At 46.4% G+C, this 16,722-nt stretch carries 13 protein-coding genes; 4 read left to right on the top strand and 9 right to left on the bottom strand.

Annotated elements, in window-relative coordinates; all coding sequences use genetic code 11:
- Positions 1 to 524 (top strand): hypothetical protein (locus tag VIM72_RS10620; RefSeq protein ID WP_332002811.1); only part of this gene is annotated, 524 nt, incomplete at its 5' end.
- Positions 525 to 528: 4 nt separating this feature from the next.
- Here the strand turns inward: VIM72_RS10620 and VIM72_RS10615 are convergent.
- Together VIM72_RS10615 and VIM72_RS10610 are read right to left on the bottom strand one after the other, a co-directional pair.
- On the bottom strand, positions 529 to 2,418 hold the full coding sequence (locus VIM72_RS10615) for a hypothetical protein (protein WP_332002810.1): 1,890 nt from the start codon (positions 2,416 to 2,418) through the stop codon (positions 529 to 531).
- Positions 2,415 to 3,716, bottom strand: coding sequence for a glycosyltransferase family 2 protein (locus VIM72_RS10610; protein WP_332002809.1), 1,302 nt, complete (start codon positions 3,714 to 3,716; stop codon positions 2,415 to 2,417). Before VIM72_RS10610 ends, VIM72_RS10615 begins: the two co-directional genes overlap by 4 nt.
- A 320-nt stretch (positions 3,717 to 4,036) precedes the next feature.
- Here VIM72_RS10610 and VIM72_RS10605 point away from each other — a divergent pair, with 320 nt between their 5' ends.
- The 3 genes from VIM72_RS10605 (at position 4,037) to arr (ending at position 7,015) form a co-directional block, all read left to right on the top strand.
- Entirely contained in the window at positions 4,037 to 6,013 is a 1,977-nt protein-coding gene (locus tag VIM72_RS10605; protein WP_332002808.1) for a sensor histidine kinase, read from the top strand.
- 110 nt (positions 6,014 to 6,123) lie between these two features.
- Complete coding sequence (locus VIM72_RS10600) at positions 6,124 to 6,585, top strand: MarR family winged helix-turn-helix transcriptional regulator (RefSeq protein WP_332002807.1); 462 nt, start codon at positions 6,124 to 6,126, stop codon at positions 6,583 to 6,585.
- Between the two features lie 4 nt (positions 6,586 to 6,589).
- Positions 6,590 to 7,015 (top strand): NAD(+)--rifampin ADP-ribosyltransferase, encoded by a 426-nt coding sequence (gene arr / locus VIM72_RS10595; RefSeq protein ID WP_332002806.1) that lies wholly within the window; start codon positions 6,590 to 6,592, stop codon positions 7,013 to 7,015.
- A gap of 19 nt (positions 7,016 to 7,034) precedes the next feature.
- On the opposite strand, the gene VIM72_RS10590 is transcribed toward arr, so the two are convergent.
- The 7 genes from VIM72_RS10590 to VIM72_RS10560 all read right to left on the bottom strand — a co-directional run bounded on the left by VIM72_RS10590 (position 7,035) and on the right by VIM72_RS10560 (position 16,697).
- Positions 7,035 to 7,568: a gluconate 2-dehydrogenase subunit 3 family protein gene (locus VIM72_RS10590; RefSeq protein ID WP_332002805.1), complete on the bottom strand. Its 534-nt coding sequence runs from the start codon at positions 7,566 to 7,568 to the stop codon at positions 7,035 to 7,037.
- Entirely contained in the window at positions 7,569 to 9,269 is a 1,701-nt protein-coding gene (locus VIM72_RS10585) for a GMC family oxidoreductase (RefSeq protein WP_332002804.1), read from the bottom strand.
- An 11-nt stretch (positions 9,270 to 9,280) separates the two neighbouring features.
- Positions 9,281 to 10,024: a glucosamine-6-phosphate deaminase gene (locus VIM72_RS10580; protein WP_332002803.1), complete on the bottom strand. Its 744-nt coding sequence runs from the start codon at positions 10,022 to 10,024 to the stop codon at positions 9,281 to 9,283.
- Entirely contained in the window at positions 9,996 to 11,129 is a 1,134-nt protein-coding gene (locus VIM72_RS10575) for a Gfo/Idh/MocA family oxidoreductase (protein WP_332002802.1), read from the bottom strand. Before VIM72_RS10575 ends, VIM72_RS10580 begins: the two co-directional genes overlap by 29 nt.
- Positions 11,130 to 11,194: 65 nt before the next feature.
- On the bottom strand, positions 11,195 to 12,013 hold the full coding sequence (locus VIM72_RS10570) for a glycoside hydrolase family 16 protein (RefSeq protein ID WP_332002801.1): 819 nt from the start codon (positions 12,011 to 12,013) through the stop codon (positions 11,195 to 11,197).
- Between the two features lie 12 nt (positions 12,014 to 12,025).
- Complete coding sequence (locus tag VIM72_RS10565) at positions 12,026 to 13,561, bottom strand: RagB/SusD family nutrient uptake outer membrane protein (protein ID WP_332002800.1); 1,536 nt, start codon at positions 13,559 to 13,561, stop codon at positions 12,026 to 12,028.
- Between the two features lie 58 nt (positions 13,562 to 13,619).
- A complete protein-coding gene (locus VIM72_RS10560) occupies positions 13,620 to 16,697 on the bottom strand; it encodes a TonB-dependent receptor (RefSeq protein ID WP_332002799.1) in 3,078 nt (1,025 codons plus the stop codon).
- Between the last annotated feature and the right edge of the window lie 25 nt (positions 16,698 to 16,722).

The raw sequence follows: 16,722 nt of genomic DNA, 5'->3' as shown, positions 1-16,722 counted from the left end.
CAACCGGCATTGCAGCTGATGACGCCTTTTATTTCAGCCCGGGTATTAACGCAGGCTTCCCCTGGCTTTACGCTACCGGCAGATGGAATACAAATTTCCATGTCAGCGGTTTTTCTTATGGATTGGGCACTTCAATCCGGTTATCCGGCCAATGGCGTATGTGCATTGACGTTACTACCGGATCGTTAGCAAAAGATTACCCGGCGGCAGCTGATACCCTGGCCAATTCCAATATTGGCGTAAAAGGGCGACTGTCGCGTTTGGAGCTTCAGGCGGAGAAAGGGCTGAATAAACGACTGTGCCTGCGTTTCGGCCCGGTGTTAAACCTGTTGCACACCACCTATTACCTGAACGGGGAAAAAACAGCTCCGGAAAATATGATTTTTCCCAGGCAGGAGATAGAGAACAATTACTACCTGATAAAACCAATATATACCATCAGCAATAGTTACAGCGATCAGTCGGTCTCCAATAACAAAATCTGGATCGGCTTCCGGGCCGGCCTGTATTTCCTTCTCAGGTAATGCCCTACTCCGCAGGATAGCGGATCTTGTAAACAATTGCCGGTTCTGCGTCTCCAATGATTTTAGCAGGTATAAACATATCCGGATACTTCAGGCTCAGATAAAAAGCATACAAATGCAAAGTGCTGATGATATGCCCGGTGTTCTGCCCTGGCGCCAGGCGCAGGCTGGCTAATATCATGTGCGACACCTTATGTTGTACCAGCTCTTCCTTCAAAAGATCCACCGGATAAATGGCATACTCGTAATGCGCTTTTCTAAAACCGGCGAGAATACCAGGGATGTCTGGCTGACTGCGAATGGCATAGGTTTTCAGCTTTGCAGCAAAGGTACTTTTCAGCTCATTGGGAATCCTGTATATTACCCCCGTTCTGCTATTGGCTTCATTGATACGAAAAGGTACAACGGCATAAATATACCTGCCGAAGCTATTATTCAGCTCCCTGAAGGAGTTTACATCAGATAATATCTCTGAGAGGTCTGCCATTATAGGCGTTTGGCGGTTATCCCGGCAACTGTCAGCTAAAATACTTTCCGTAACAGCGGGAACCTGGTAGATACCGAAATTAGGAACCCCGGAAAAGATAAAAGCGATAGATGGTTTCCGGCAGGCAAATGCGGAATCGCCGCTGATGTTTTGTGCACACCACCTTGCAGCTGCTATATAATTCCTGACATCGGGGGTATAACCATACAGCAGATCACCCAACAGGTTATTGCTCCTTTCCTGGCTATGTTCATCTATTTTTGACAACGTTGTTTTGAGATTAACGGCAGTGGAAAAAGCCAGTACAATACAGGCAACAGGTATACCTGCTTTGATGCCCGCCAGACGCCATCTTTCCAGTGCACCGGTCAGTACAATGAGGATAAATGGTACATGGATCAGGATAATACGTTCCTGGTTCCAGCTGGCCTGTAATGCCAGGAAGGAAACGATGCAACCCGAAAACACCATCAGGCCTGTAAGGAACAACAGCTGGTTATGCCGGTAGTGGCGCCAGAGGGCCCATCCCAACAGCGCACAACAAAAAAAGGTGAGTATGGCGTTGGTGTGAAAATCAGTATCGCGCAGAAAACCCAATATATTTATACAGTGATACGAGAGGTATTCATGACTATTTTCTACGAGGCGCTGCAGTATACCCGGGAGGTTTTCGTATCCTTTCGACGGATCATAGAAATCCTTTTGCATCAACGACAATAACTGGGTTTTAAAATGTACCCCTTCGGTAGCTGGCCAAATTATCTTCTTACAGGTAAAATATAAAATGAATACCACGCCAACAGCACCGGTATTACAGAGAAGATGCTTCCATTGCCTGTAGGCAATGAAATAAAGTACAAAACCCACTATGCAAAATGCGCCCGCGGTTCTGGTAAGCAAACAACTTAACAACAGCAGGGCCAGCAACAGGTGCTTCCGGATCAGCGGATACCTGCCGGGTATAATGAACGCACGGTTGAAAAAAAATAAGGTAGTTACCATCAGCAATAAAAAGAACGCCTCGGAGTAAAGCTGGTAGCCATAATATAACAGGTGTGAATTAACAGCACACCAGCTGATAATGAGCAACAGTACACCGGCGCTCATCACTTCACTGTAAAGCTTGTAGAAGACAAACAGGAAAAGTAGCAGGAACAAGGCGGAACTGAGCTTCAATATTACCAGGTTGATACCCAAAAAAAAGATAACAGGGCTGAGCACAATAGGATATAAAGGTCCCTGATAGCCAGGCAGCCGGCCTTCCTTGAGAAAGTAAAAAGCACCTTCCACATAGGTGCTGTCGTCGCCGCCTTCTGTCATCTTAACATCAAACAGCATTACAAGCATCAGGCAACAGGTTGCTAAACAGGCAATGAGGCACCAATGCTGAAGCGTCATTTTTTTCATGGATTGAACTTTATTTTCACCACAGCAAATGCCCACATTTTCAGAAGGATCCATCCATGCTTCCAGCGGGAAATATTGGTAGTGCCATACCTTCTTGCTTTATAGCTAACGGGCAGATCAATGATCTTCAAGCCGAGTTTGTAAGCGCCGAACAGCAGGTCAAAATCACCGAAGGGATCGAAATTGCCGAAGTAAGACCGGTTTTTCTCCAATGCCAGGTAATGAGATCTTAACAGCACTTTGGTGCCACATAAGGTATCTTTAATCGGCTGATGCAGCAGCCAGGAAAATAAACGGGAAAAAACCTTATTGCCAATTAAATTAAAGCCCCTCATGGCATTTTCTTCCATTTTATAAACGAGGCGGCAACCATTGATAAAATCTCCTCTCCGTTTTGCTAGCGCATCATAGAATTTTGGAAGATCTTCCGGTTCTACAGAGATATCGGCATCCAGGATCATGAGGATATCTCCGCTGGCCTGGCGGAAGGCTTCCCGTACGGCATTCCCTTTACCCTTACCGGTTTGCCGTAAGACGATGATATTATGCTGCTGATACTTTTGCTGCACATACAGCATCTGTCCCCAGGTATTGTCGGACGAATTACCCTCAATAAAAATGATCTCCTGCCTTGAACCAAACAATGGAATACGATTGAGTATATTCTCTATATTACCAGCCTCATTCCGCGCAGGAATTATGATACTAACAGAATATTGAGCCGGTTCCCCTGCGGGTTCATCGGAGAGAAAACGCGCGAAATAAAAGTGATTGAGGCAAAGGTGATTCAACAGCGGCATATTAGCTACCACCTTGTTAAAAAAGATACTGAGAAACGGGATATTAAAAGGGAGCAGTATCTTACGCGTATGCCGGAAAACTTCCATACCTTCAAGGCTGAATAAGTTTTTTACGTCGCTGTGTGAAAGCCAGTTTGATACGGTTGCTTCTTCTTTTCCGGACAACCATCTATGCAGCCGGATAGCCGCATTCCATACCATATTATATTCTGTAACGATGATGAGCGTGCGCCGGTGGATCAGTGGTCGGAGTTGTTCAAGCAACAGCTGAATATCATCGCTTCTTCCCAGCATATTTTCCAGTACAACCTGATCGAAAGTATGAGGTATGTTCTTCAGATGGTACCAGGTACCCACCTCGTATATTTGACCATCGCTATTGCTTGCCGTTATTCCATTTTTACCGCCGCTGATATGTAGCCTGGAGCCATCCGGTTGCTGAAAAAAATCCAGGTATTCCCGGACCTTTTTTGAGTTGTATCGCTGCTTGACTGACATTGATGATAAACTGACTTTTGATAAAAAATATAGTGCCTGATCTACTTCCTGTTACCTATTCTGAGAATAATCATTCCTAATAACAATAAGGGGAAAAGGAGCAGGCATATGATGGTCACCACTGCTTTCCATATATTAATGGCATAGCAGAACATACTTTCTATTCGCATGGTCACATTGATTTTAACAGGATGATATATGCTTAATAACACTGGTCGCAGCATATACCCTTATGAAGTGCTGGAAAATATTGTCGCCCGGCAGAATGCCAGGTATTAAATAAATTATTGCAATAAAAAATGTAAACTTGCCGTTAAAAAATGATGTCCCGGGTCATTTTCCTGTTGCTTGTACTTTACCTGCCTTGTGCTGCGCAGCACCCCGGTAAGCATTACCGGGATAGCCTGGCTGCCCTGATAACAGCTCCTGCCAACCCGGACAGCATAAAGGCCAGGGCCGGGTTCCTGTTGTCAGATGAATGGTCTTCCACCGACACCACCCAATCAAAGCTATACCTGGAAACGGGCAAAAAATACAGTGGTAAAAACAACTATCTGCTGGGCCTCTATAATTTTTATGCCGGGCAATATTATTATGATACCGATCCTGCAAGGGCAAAGGAATCTTATCTTAAATGCACCGCCTTACTGGATCCCTATACCCATACAGAAGCCTGGTATTTTAAAGCAAGGGCATGGCGGAACTACGGCTCATTATTGCTGAATGCCGACGATGATAAATCCTTTCTTACCATCTTAACCGAAAAAGTAATTCCGGCTACTATAAAGTCGGGCGACAAGCTGTTGCTGTCGAGGAACTACGCAGATGTAGGGCTTATTTTCTGTAATCAATGGCAATATGATAAAGCGGAAACCTATTATGATAAAGCCATTGGTATTTTAAACGCTATGCCGCAGCCTCCCCTCACGGAAGCCAATACCTATATAGACGCAACATCGAATTTACTGTATGAAGATAAACTGGATAAAGCATTAAAGCTGATAAATACCTCCAGGCCCCTTCTGACCCCCGGGAGCCTTCCGGAAATAGAATTCTACAAAAACCAGGGGATTTATTACAGGAAGACCCGGAAATACCAGCAATCGTTAGCCGCACTGGATACGGCATTGGCTGCCGCTAAGAAGAAAACCTGGGCCTACAGGACAGAAAGCGTTATGTTCCTGAAATTTAAAACGCTTAAAGAAATGGGGCAGCTAAAACCCGCAAAAGAGGTACTGCTGCAGATCGTAGAAGCACCCACTTCTTTATTCAATCAAAACAGGCTGATTCATTATTACGAACTGGCTGAAATATTCGCCCAGATGGGAGATATGACATCCGCCTATAAATGGCAGAAGGCCTATGGAACGTTGCTGGACAGCCTCAGTAATGTACGTCTGAAAGACCAGATCAATGAACTGGAATCCAAATTCCGTTATGCAGAAAATAAAAGGGAAATAGCCGAACTGAGCCTGATCAATGAAAAAGCACAATCGGCCGTAAAAAGCAGCCGGTTAATGAATTGGTTATTGATATCTGCCAGTATCTTCTTTTTAATAGTAGCCAGCTTTGGATGGCTTTTTTACCGGAATAACCGGAAACTTTCACAGCAGTTAAAACTCAGCCATATCCAGGAATTAAAGGATGTTAACCTGCAACAGCAGATTAAAATAGCCCAGGCAATGCTCCAGGGCCAGGAAGAAGAGCGGAACAGGGTAGCCCGCGACCTTCACGACGGATTGGGCAGTATGCTGGCCGGCGTAAAGCTCAATCTTTCCCATATTGCTTCTGACAAAGAAAGGGAACCTGATCCGCGACTGATGAATACCATGAAACAATTAGACAGCTCCGTAGGAGAATTACGCCGCATTGCGCATAATATGATGCCTTCCATCCTGCTGCGATACGGCCTGGAAGCCTCCCTGAAAGAGCTGTGTGAATCGTTGATGTCATCCGGCCTGTCAATAGACCTGCAATGCCTGAACATACATCCGCAGCTACCCATGGAAGAGCAACTTTCCATATACCGTATTGTGCAGGAACTATTATCCAATGTAGTGAAACATGCCGCCGCCAGAAATGTAATGCTTCAATGCAGCCAGGATAATGAGATCTTTCTAATTACCCTTGAAGATGATGGCAAAGGATTTGATTTTGAGCAGACAGATCTCCAAAAAGGTATAGGCATCACTAATATCAGAAACCGGGTAGCGTATCTGAATGGAACACTGGAATTCAAAAAGAGAGACAATGGGCCTGGTACTGTGGTAGATATTGAATTACATGTAACTGTTTAAAACCATAGCTTTCTTCATACCCCTATCCGCAAATAAATTTTCAATTTTTTTTGGGAGACTGTGCATTTATTATTTATCTTTACAATCAAGATAATTAATAATCAAGATATATGCCCGGTAAAGAAGAAATCAGGAAGCTAAGGAAACTCAGCCAGCAATTGGCGTATACGTCTATCCAAATGCACGAAGCCATTGGCAGGAAAGCGGGCATGTCCGGCACTGATCATAAATATTTAGGCTTCTTACTCCAGCAGGGGGAAATGACAGCCGGGGAGTTTTCCACTATAACGGGCCTTACCACCGGTGCGGTTACCAGCTTAATAGATCGCTTTGAGAAGAAAAAACTGGTAAAACGGCAACCGGATAAAACCGACCGCAGGAAGGTGATCATCGTACCGGATACAGAAAAAATAACAAAGCTGTTTAAGCCCCTTTATGAAGATTTTCAGCATAGCACTGAAAAACAGTTGGCTACATTTTCATCAGAAGAATTAAAAGTTTTAGAGCGGTATTTTCTCACTGCCATAGAGATAATGAACCATAAAATAGAAACGATCCATCAAGAACAATAATACTATGAACGACACTCAAACACCCATTCAGAACGCTTTCGCCCAAACGTTCTTTCATGGCACCAAAGCGGATTTAAAAATCGGGGATCTTATCGCTACCGGTTATACTTCCAATTTTGTGGACCGGCAATTAAAACACATTTACCTCTCTGCTACCCTGAATGCAGCGGTATGGGGAGCTGAGCTTGCTTCGGGAGAAGGTCGTGAAAGAATATACCTGGTAGAAGCAACAGGCGCCCTGGAAGATGATCCTAACGTAACCAATAAAAAATTTCCGGGTAATCCTACCATGTCGTACCGCTCCATCCATCCGTTTAAAGTTGTGGGTGAGGTTACGGTATGGCAAAGGCATTCACCGGAGCAAATCAAGGCAATGAAAGATGCGCTGGAACAGCTGAAACAGCAGGGAACCATGGTGATAGAAGAGTAAGTATCGCCGGCTTCATTACTCAGCTCCATGCTGTTTCCCCGTTGTAATCAATACATCCTTCGTAAGTTCCCGGTACCGGCAGGAAGCGCAATACCTGTGTGGCCCCGGCTTCGGAGGTAAAGAAACCTAACAGGGTCAGCTGCTTCATCAGTGTAAAGTAATGCGACGGCGTATGCTGATTCCTGGCTTGTTTATCAATAATAGTAAGCAGGGATTGTTTTTGTTCCGCAGAAAGTTGCACAAAACCTGTTTTAAATTCCTTCTTTGAAGCATCGTTTAAATGCGTAATCCCCTGCTTCAGCATTTGTTGTTGCCCGTTGTCATAACAACCGGCGGCATAAAAGCCAATGAATTTACCTACAGCAGCATCCTTTGCTCCCGGCGTATTGGTACGGGGGATAATGGTTTCCGCCACTTCATCCAGGAAGGCAATATCACCTGTGCTGAAAAGCGGTTCCTTAGCTTCCTTACACCCGGAAAGAAATAATTCTCCGCCAACAAATGCAGCCCCGGTAAGCACGGCGATTGTTTTGATCAGTTCTCTGCGGTCCATTTACAACGCTCCTTTTTTTAGCTGCTCTACTGCATAGCTGGCAGCTCTTGCGGTTAATGACATATAAAGAATAGAAGGGCTCTGGTTGCCTGTGCTTGTCATACAGGCGCCATCCGTAACAAACACATTTTTACAATGATGCAATTGGTTCCATTCATTCAGTAAGGAAGTAGCAGGATCTTTACCCATACGCACTCCTCCCATTTCATGTATATCCAGTCCGGGTGGCTGGTGATTATCCGTTACTACAATATTCCTGGCGCCGGCGGCGGTAAGCATGGCCTTTCCCTGTTCAATAAAATCCTTTACCATTCTTTCGTCGTTGTCATCATAATCTACAGAAGTGATCAGCAAAGGAATTCCCCATTCATCTTTTTTGTCTTTGCTGAGCCGCACATGATTACTTTCCTTTGGAATGGTTTCTCCCTGCATATACATATACGCGCCCCATTTCCCAGGCTTGCTGATAGCTTCTTTAAAATCAGCGCCCAATGCAGCGGGCATGTTTTTATCGCTTAACTTCTCGCGGTAAGCGGCGCTGAAAATCACATATCCCCCTACAAAATCTGTATCTTTCTCATATACATTCCTGAAGTTGGGAATAATACACTCTGCCGGTTTTGATACTTTGTAATACTTATCTTCAAAACCATCAAACTCACCGCTCATGCCCGCCCTGTAATTATGAAAACAGATATATTTTCCCAGCAGGCCATTGTCGTTCCCCAATCCATTTGGAAAACGCCTGGAAGTAGAGTTCAGCAAAACCAGATTGGTGTTTAAAGCGGAGGCATTAAGGAAAATAATTTTTGCATGAAACTCCATCGCTTCTTTTGTTTTGGCATCAATCACTTTTACGCCTGTTGCCTTACCGGATTGCTCATCATAAATAACAGAATGTACCACGGAAAACGGCCGTATGGTCAGGTTCCCCGTCTTTTCCGCCCAGGGAAGTGTAGACGCATTTGAGCTGAAGTAGCCGCCAAACGGGCAGCCCCGCATACAAAGATTGCGGCTCAAACACTGGCGATGCTGCTCTTTATGAATATCGGCTGGTTTGGTTACCTGGGCCCACCTGCCGGATACATAGTGACGGTCAAATTTACCGGCCAGCACCTCTTGTAAATGCTGCTCTACACAATTCAGTTCAAATGCAGGCAGGAATTCCCCGTCCGGCATAGTGGGGATGCCTTCCTTATTTCCGCAAACGCCGATAAATTTTTCTACATGACTGTACCAGGGAGCAATATCCTGGTATCCCACAGGCCACTCAATCCCATATCCATAGCGGTGCGGAGCGGTAAAATCCATTTCACTCCAGCGCGCACAGGCCCTGCCCCATATCAGCGATTTTCCGCCCACCTGGTACCCGCGTATCCATTCAAAAGGTTTCTCCTGTATATAAGGATGATCAGCATCTTTTACAAAAAAATGCCGGGTGCTATCGTCATAACCTGCAGCCCTGCTGATATAAGGGTTCTTAGCCAGATCCTTTAGGGGCACTGCGCCTCTATAGGGAAATTCCCAAACCGGCGTATTCGCGGTGGGATAATCTTTGACATGCTCCACATTCCTTCCCCGTTCCAATACCAGTGTTTTTAATCCTTTTTCACACAACTCTTTCGCCGCCCAGCCACCACTGATGCCGCTACCAACTACAATGGCATCAAACTGCGTAACAACATCTTTACTATCTGCCATACATAAAAATTTTACTGATTGTTATTCATTTCCCTGTTCGACAAACAAACAGCTGCATCCGCATCCAGGAAAAGGGTCACCGACGGATGCTGCAGCAACAGGCTTGCCGGCAGTTCATTCGTGGCGGGCTGCTCCAGCATTTTTTGCACAATCACGGCCTTGTGCTTACCGCTTACCATTAAAATGATATGCCTGCTTTCCAGGAGCGTGCCTATTCCTAAAGTGATCCCTTCATCCAACACCTGTGGCTGATTGAAATATTTTTGTCCCACTTTCTTTGTTACCGGGTGCAATGTTACTACCCGGGTTCTGCTATCAATTGCACTCCCCGGCTCATTCATAGCAACATGTCCATTCATCCCCACGCCCAGGATAGCTACATCTATCCCGTTCTTCTCACGGATAAACTGCTCTGCCCTCAAACATTCTCCGGGAAGATCCGTTGAACGGCCATCAAAAAAACAGATGTTATTTTCAGAGATCCCCAGCGGCCGGAACAGGTCCCTGTTGATAGAATACCGGCAGCTTCCCTCATCCGCACCGTTTAACCCTACCCATTCATCCAATCCTACAAAACTCCAACCGGCGTACTGTGATGGCCGGTACGTATTAGCCATAGCCTTGAATAAACCCGCTGGCGTATCGCCGGATGCAGGGCATAGCAGTGGCTGATCAGAGGCAGCCATCAACTGCATTACATGTGCCGCTGCTTTTGCTGAAAGCGCCTCATATGTTGGATAAATTACTATTCTCACGCATCTGGTATTTAGTGTTGGAAGATGGATGCAGCCATAAATCAACCGGCTTTTCTACTTTCTGATGAAAGGGAAGCATTATTTTTTTGCCCTGCCCCGCAGATGCGTAGGCAGCATAGATAATTTCCAGCACATCCCTGCCGTCTTTCCCCGTTACCAGTGGTTCCCGGTTATGCTGCACACAATCTATAAAGTGCTTTAATTCCTGGGGATAGCCCTGGTTAAAGGCTTCTTCGAATATGCAAAAGCTCCACCCTATAGTAGTATCTGTTTTCTCCATGGCATAGCCATAGCCATTTTTGCTATAGGCCAGCACAGAGTTGCCGGTAAACAGATCCGCATAGGCCACGCCGTCTAATCCATGAATTTCACTGCGGTCGTCCATCCCTCCCTGCTTGGCCCATGAATTTTCCACTACGCCTGTTACGCCGTTTTCAAATTCTATGATCACGATCGAGTTATCTTCTCCCATGGTTCTTCCCTTGTGGAGCACAGTTTTCATCGATGCGGTAACACTTACCGCCTTGCTGTTCTTCAACATCCACCGGAACCAGGCGATGCCATGGCATCCCATATCCATCAATACGCCACCGCCGGATTGACTGACATCATAAAACCAGTCGGAATGAGGGCCGGAATGTTTTTCCGATTGTTTTAGCATATATACCTCGCCTACCGCTCCTTCTTCCACCAGTTTCCGGGCGCGCTCATATTTCGGAGCAAAGCAAAGCTCTTCTGCATACATTAATTTTACTCCGGCAACTTCGCAGGCGGCAATCATTTCATCTGCTTCTTCCAATGTAACCGCCAAAGGTTTTTCGATAATAATATGTTTCCCTGCTGCCGCAGCTTTTAGTGTTATATCCCTGTGCATAAAGTTGGGAAGACAAATATCCACCACATCAATAGCTGTACTACTGAGCAACTCATCCACAGAAGAAAAGTGTTGGGCAATATGATGCCTGTCTGCAAAGGTTTTTGCCCTATCGGCATTTCTTGCATATACCGCTACTATTTCTGCTTCGGGAACAAACCTTGTATAACTTTCCAGGTGGATGTCGGCAATAAACCCCGCTCCTAATATGGCAACTTTTACGCGTTTCATACTTTAACCTTAAAGTGATTCAATAAAAATATAGCCTGATATACTTTGAAATTTTTACAGGGATGCTACTGCACCCATTCATACATTCTTACATAATCCACCTGCATAGCAGCGGGGAACACTGTTTCATCAATACCTTCCTTGCCGCCCCAGTTGCCGCCCACAGCCACGTTCAGCAACAAATAGAATCTCCTGTCAAAAGGCCACCCTTCATGGCCTTTGTGCTCATTAGTCACCTGGTAATACACCTTCCCGTTGAGCAGGAAGGTGATATTATCAGGGGTCCATTCTATTGCATACACATGAAATTTCTTATAAGGATCTTTAATGTAAACACCTTTTGTTTTCTGTGTGCCGATAACATGATTATAGGTTTTGCTGTGCAGGCTTCCGAAGATGCTGTCTTTCATATATCCCACATGTTCCATCACATCAATCTCCCCGCTTTCAGGCCAGCCCCCGTATTCATTGTCTGTTGGCAGCATCCAGATAGCGGGCCAGAGGCCCCTGCCCTTAGGCAGCTTTGCTCTTACTTCCAGCTTCCCGTATTGCCAGTCGCCCTTGTTCTTTGTGGTCATCCTCGCCGATGTGTACTGATGATCGCCACTGCCGCCATTTCTGGCGGTAATAGATAGTATACCGTTTTCCACTTTCGTATTGCTGGTATCTGCACTGGTGTAAAACTGCAGCTCATTATTTCCCCATCCGGATCTTCCGGTCTGATACCCCCACCTGGCGCTGTCCGGCAATCCATCGTTATTAAATTCATCGCTCCAGGTCAGCTTCCATTTCGTATGCCGTTTAATGGACTGGGCGTGGGAAGTTGCGATAAAGCAACATCCCACCCATGTTAAAACGAGACAATAAATACTTCTTTTCATCATATGCTCATTAAATTATTTAAGCCTTGGATTTACGTCTTCCTGTGCCTGTGGAATCGGGATATATTCACTTCTTCCTTTTATAAAACCAGGAAGCACAGTGGCTGCCTGATCGGTTCTCAGCAGGTCGTTGAATCTTTCTCCCCACCATTCACAGATCAGTTCTGCATGGCGTTCATCCAGCAGCTGCTGCAGGGTTACATTAGTGATGGATGCCAGCTTTACCCGGTTCCTCACTAAGTTCACCTGGGCATCCCCGCTTTGTCCTTTACGGATCTTTGCTTCCGCATTCATCAACAGCACTTCCGCATAACGCATGATCCGGATGTTATTATTTGCGCCATAATAATCAATCCTGTCTGCCGTCATTTGCGAACGCGGCGTATAGGATTTGCCATTGAAATATTTCTTCCTGGATGCATTGCCGGAGATAGTATCCCCATCCGGCGTTACGGAATAGGTACCAGGCGCGCCATTAATACCGCAATACTGGATAGCCATTTTTAAACGGACGCTATCATTACGGGATTTCAGGAAGTCAACTGCCTTTTGTGTGGGCACCATCCAGCCCGGGCCTGTGATCACAGGGCTGTAGGTATTTTCTGGGCCCTGGAAGAAAAAGAAGTTACCCCATTCTTCGCCCGGGCCACCGGAAATTACAATATCTCCGGTAGATTTTCCAAAATCGGAATATTGCAGTTCGAGGATAGATTCATCGCACAATTTACCTGGCTTTTTAAACAGCTGGTAGTAATTGCTGAACAGGGAGAATTTGCCACTGTTCACAATCTGGTTGGTACAATCCAGTACTACGTCCCAGTAAGTGCTGCCATTATTATTTCCTGCCAGGTCCATGGCAGCTTTGGCTTTCAGCATGAGCGCAGTGTATTTGGTAACGCCGCCAACATGCGCCGCTGCATTGGGACGGGCATCTTCCAGGTTCGCAATACAGAAATCCATTTCGGAAATGACATATTTATTTACGTCTTCCACACTGCTCTTGCCAACGCCGCCCAGGTTGGCGGGGTCGTTACTTTCTATGCCCAGGATAGGCACTGCTCCATAGCTTCTGCAAAGCCAGAACTGTGCAAGCGCCCTGAAGAAGCGGACCTCCGCCTGGTATCTTGCCAGCAGTTTGGTTTTGTCCGCATCACCGGCCGGGATATTTTTCCCGAATTTATCCAGCTCCGCCAGTGCGCTGTTTGCGCCCAGCACTACGGAGTACATACTGATCCACATATCGTTGATACCCCAGTAACTTTTTACGGTTACATCGGTTTGAAAATTGTGGATGCCTACCTGTCCTGCATCATCATTTCCCGGTTCAATATCATCACTGCGCGACGACCGGATAGCAACGCTGATCCATTTCCCGAAAGTGCCGCTGGCAGCGGTTCTGTATACACCAGACACCGGCTGGTACATTAAAGATAAATCAGTATAATCGATGGTAGTTGCCTGGGGCTGATTTTCCAGCGGGCGGTCCAGGAATTTGGAGCATCCGGAAAATAAAGCCGTTGCGATGAGCAAAATGGATATATAGAATCTCATATTTTCTTTTTTAAATTATCAATCAACATTTTCGTAGGCCCTTTAACGATAGCCTTTCCTAAAAGGTGGCTCTTACACCTAAGCTGTAGGTAGAAGAAACCGGGTAAACGTTCGCATCATAACCGGACACGGAGTAGCCAAAAGAGGTATTGGTGCCAACTTCCGGTGTAAAGCCATTGTATTTGGTAAACAGGAAGGGCCTGTCGGCAGTGGCAAATACTCTCATGGCAATTGGCGATTCCTTGCCTATATTAAAGTTATAGCCCAGCTGAATGTTCTGTACGCGCAGGTAAGCGCCGCTTTCCACGAAGAAGGAATTGCTCACCTTAAACCAGCCCTGCCCAAGTGCATAGGCAGAAGGATAGGCATTTGTTGACCCGGGGCCTGTCCACAGGTTGGAGGCAAACTTTTCATCCAGGTTCAGCGAAGTGGAGGCTTTATAAAGCCGTCCGCGGTTGAGATTGAATATTTTGTTTCCGGACACGCCCTGGAACGCCACGCTGAAATCAAACTTTTTGTAGTTAAGCGCTATATTAAAACCATAGGTAACTTTGGGCAGATAACTTCCCATGTTGATACGGTCTTTATCATCCAGCACGCCATCCCCGTTCTGATCTTTATACTTGGGAAAACCCGGAACGATCGGTGAAGTAGCTGTTTGGTTATAATGCGCCGCCACCGGGTCGCCGCTCACTTCTTCGGGGGTTTGGTAGATGCCTGTGAATTCATAGCCATAGAAGTAGTTGATGGGTTGTCCTACGAGGATACGGTTTGGAAATTCCGCTGTCCACTCAGGGAAACCGCTGGTGGAACTGGGGAGTGTTCCTAAGTTGGTGACTTTATTTTTCAGGGTCGACATATTTGCGCCTACCTGGTATCCGAAGTCACCGATTTTATCGTTCCAGCTCAGTGCTACGTCCCAGCCACTGTTCTCCATATCCGCCCAGTTACCATAAATGGTGGTATAAGTGAAGGGGAATGGCCGGGAGAAAGCAGCCTGGGTGGTTTTCCTGTTGTAGTAGTCGACAGAGCCTTTTAATCTCCCTTTCAGCATTTCAAAATCAATACCTCCATCCCACTCTGTTACTACTTCCCAGGTGATATCTGTATAGAACCTGTTGACAGAATAGCCCGGGATATATTCCCCGTTGGCATTGGCAGTGCTGCCAAAAACAGCGGAAGTGCTGTTGCCTGTTTTTACAATGGCGTAACCTGCGTTGGCATTTACGCCGTCGTTTCCAAGCTTACCCCAGCTACCTCTCAGTTTCAGGAAATCAAAGATCTTCTGGTCCTTCATAAATGCTTCCTTGCTCAGCACCCATCCCAGCCCCACGGAAGGGAAATAGCCCCATTTGGTCTGGTACTTCGAGCTTCCGTCTGCGCGGAAGGTGGCGGTGAGCAGGTATTTATTGTCGTAATCATAGGTACCACGCGTAAAGTAGGAAATACCCGCGTTACGGGTACCATTTTCCCCGTAGTAAGCCGCATTGGGTGTTCCCTGGCCGGCATACCACGATTCTTCCACATTGGGTATGTTATCTGCTTCGGTCCTTGTCTGGCGCCACCGCTCTTCCCTGGTTGATTGTCCCAGTAACAGGCTCCAGTGATGCAGGCCTTTCCCATCCTTATAGGTAAGCAGGTTATCCAGTATATAATTGGTAGTTCTTTCCTGGATGGATTTCAGGTGCGACACGGTAACACCTGCGCCGGGGCCCAGGTTCCGCTGGGGCATATAGTTTGTTCCCAGCAGGGAACCGTAGATCTGGCTTAACTGGGACCTGAAGGTGAGCTTATTTTCCCAGAAACTGGCTTCGCCATATAACGTTGGTAAGATCTGGAAAGCCTTTGAACGGTCGTAATTATAATAGGCAGAGGCCATCGGGTTTTTATCATCAGACCTTCCAATCACAGAAGCGGCAGTGAACTTCACCGGGAAAGCATTTACATTGGCATCGTCGTACACCGGGAACAACGGGGAAGCCGTGTAAGCATCCAGGAAAGCGCCATTATTGGGGCTATAAGTGACCGAGTTATTGAAGATGGTGGAGAAACCTAATTTCAACCAGCTAAACGCCCTGGCTTCCAGTTGCAAGCGGCCGTTATATCTTGTAAAGTTATTCAGCGCATTCAGGATACCGTTCTGGTAGGTGTAGTTTAAGCCCATTGAGTAGGTTACCTTGTCGCTTCCCCCCTGCACGTCAATACCGTGGTTGGTCATCATAGCGCTTTTTCTCAAGATCACATCATACCAATCGGTACTGGTAGTGGGATTAAGCCCGCTGCCACCGAACCTTTCAGACGACAATAACACCGTACCGCTGTCGGCCACAGATCTTCGCTGAAGTGAGAACTCCGTATACTGTTTCCCGTTAGCCATTTTAAGGACGTTTGTTGGTTTCTGAACGCCTACGTAGCCGTTATAGGTTACACGGGTCTTCATATTGGCTTTCCCTTTCTTCGTGGTGATCAGTACTACGCCGTTGGCGGCGCGCACCCCGTAAATGGCGGCGCCGGATGCATCCTTCAGGATAGACATATCGGCAATGTCGTTGGGGTTCAGGAAACTGATGTCATTTACAAACATGCCATCCACTACATACAATGGATTTTCGTTGTTAAACGATCCTACTCCCCTGATGCGTACATTCGGGGAGCTGCCGGGGGCTCCGCTGGTGACTACCTGTACACCGGCAACGCTTCCCTGCAGCGCCTCCATAGGGCTGGCAGTAGTACGTTTAAGCATGTTCTCTGTGTTAACAGTGGTAACCGGGGCGGTGAGGTCCCCTTTCTTTTGTGTACCGTAACCTACCACTATTACTTCATCCAGGCTGGTCCTGGAAGTTTCCAGCTGGATATTCAATACGCTGCCGGAGATGGCAACCACCCGGTTTGCAAAACCAATTGCCGACACTGCGATTGAATCTGCACCGGGGGGCACGGAAAGCGTGAATGCGCCGCTTTCATTTGTCAGTGTACCTATAACCGTACCTTTTACACCTATAGAGGCTCCAATGACAGGGGCGTTTTTGTCATCTGTTACAGTACCCTTTACAGTTCTGTTTTGAGCATTGGTGGTAAAATGGCCGGCAATAGAGATTACAAAGAGGATAAAAACGCTGAAGAACTTCTTTTTCATACGTAAAATTTATTTTTTGGTTGTT

Origin of the sequence: Chitinophaga sp., assembly GCF_036569185.1 — a bacterium.
In the GTDB taxonomy this organism is placed as follows: Bacteria; Bacteroidota; Bacteroidia; order Chitinophagales; family Chitinophagaceae; genus Chitinophaga.
Note: the sequence above shows the minus strand (reverse complement) of the source record. Positions and strands in the feature narration are given on the sequence as shown.

Excerpts from the sequence above, each read along its gene's own strand:
- VIM72_RS10615 (WP_332002810.1), bottom strand. The coding sequence starts at position 2,418 with ATGAAAAAAATGACGCTTCAGCATTGGTGCCTCATTGCCTGTTTAGCA.
- VIM72_RS10610 (WP_332002809.1), bottom strand. The coding sequence starts at position 3,716 with ATGTCAGTCAAGCAGCGATACAACTCAAAAAAGGTCCGGGAATACCTG.
- VIM72_RS10605 (WP_332002808.1), top strand. The coding sequence starts at position 4,037 with ATGATGTCCCGGGTCATTTTCCTGTTGCTTGTACTTTACCTGCCTTGT.
- VIM72_RS10600 (WP_332002807.1), top strand. The coding sequence starts at position 6,124 with ATGCCCGGTAAAGAAGAAATCAGGAAGCTAAGGAAACTCAGCCAGCAA.
- arr (WP_332002806.1), top strand. The coding sequence starts at position 6,590 with ATGAACGACACTCAAACACCCATTCAGAACGCTTTCGCCCAAACGTTC.
- VIM72_RS10590 (WP_332002805.1), bottom strand. The coding sequence starts at position 7,568 with ATGGACCGCAGAGAACTGATCAAAACAATCGCCGTGCTTACCGGGGCT.
- VIM72_RS10585 (WP_332002804.1), bottom strand. The coding sequence starts at position 9,269 with ATGGCAGATAGTAAAGATGTTGTTACGCAGTTTGATGCCATTGTAGTT.
- VIM72_RS10575 (WP_332002802.1), bottom strand. The coding sequence starts at position 11,129 with ATGAAACGCGTAAAAGTTGCCATATTAGGAGCGGGGTTTATTGCCGAC.
- VIM72_RS10570 (WP_332002801.1), bottom strand. The coding sequence starts at position 12,013 with ATGATGAAAAGAAGTATTTATTGTCTCGTTTTAACATGGGTGGGATGT.
- VIM72_RS10565 (WP_332002800.1), bottom strand. The coding sequence starts at position 13,561 with ATGAGATTCTATATATCCATTTTGCTCATCGCAACGGCTTTATTTTCC.
- VIM72_RS10560 (WP_332002799.1), bottom strand. The coding sequence starts at position 16,697 with ATGAAAAAGAAGTTCTTCAGCGTTTTTATCCTCTTTGTAATCTCTATT.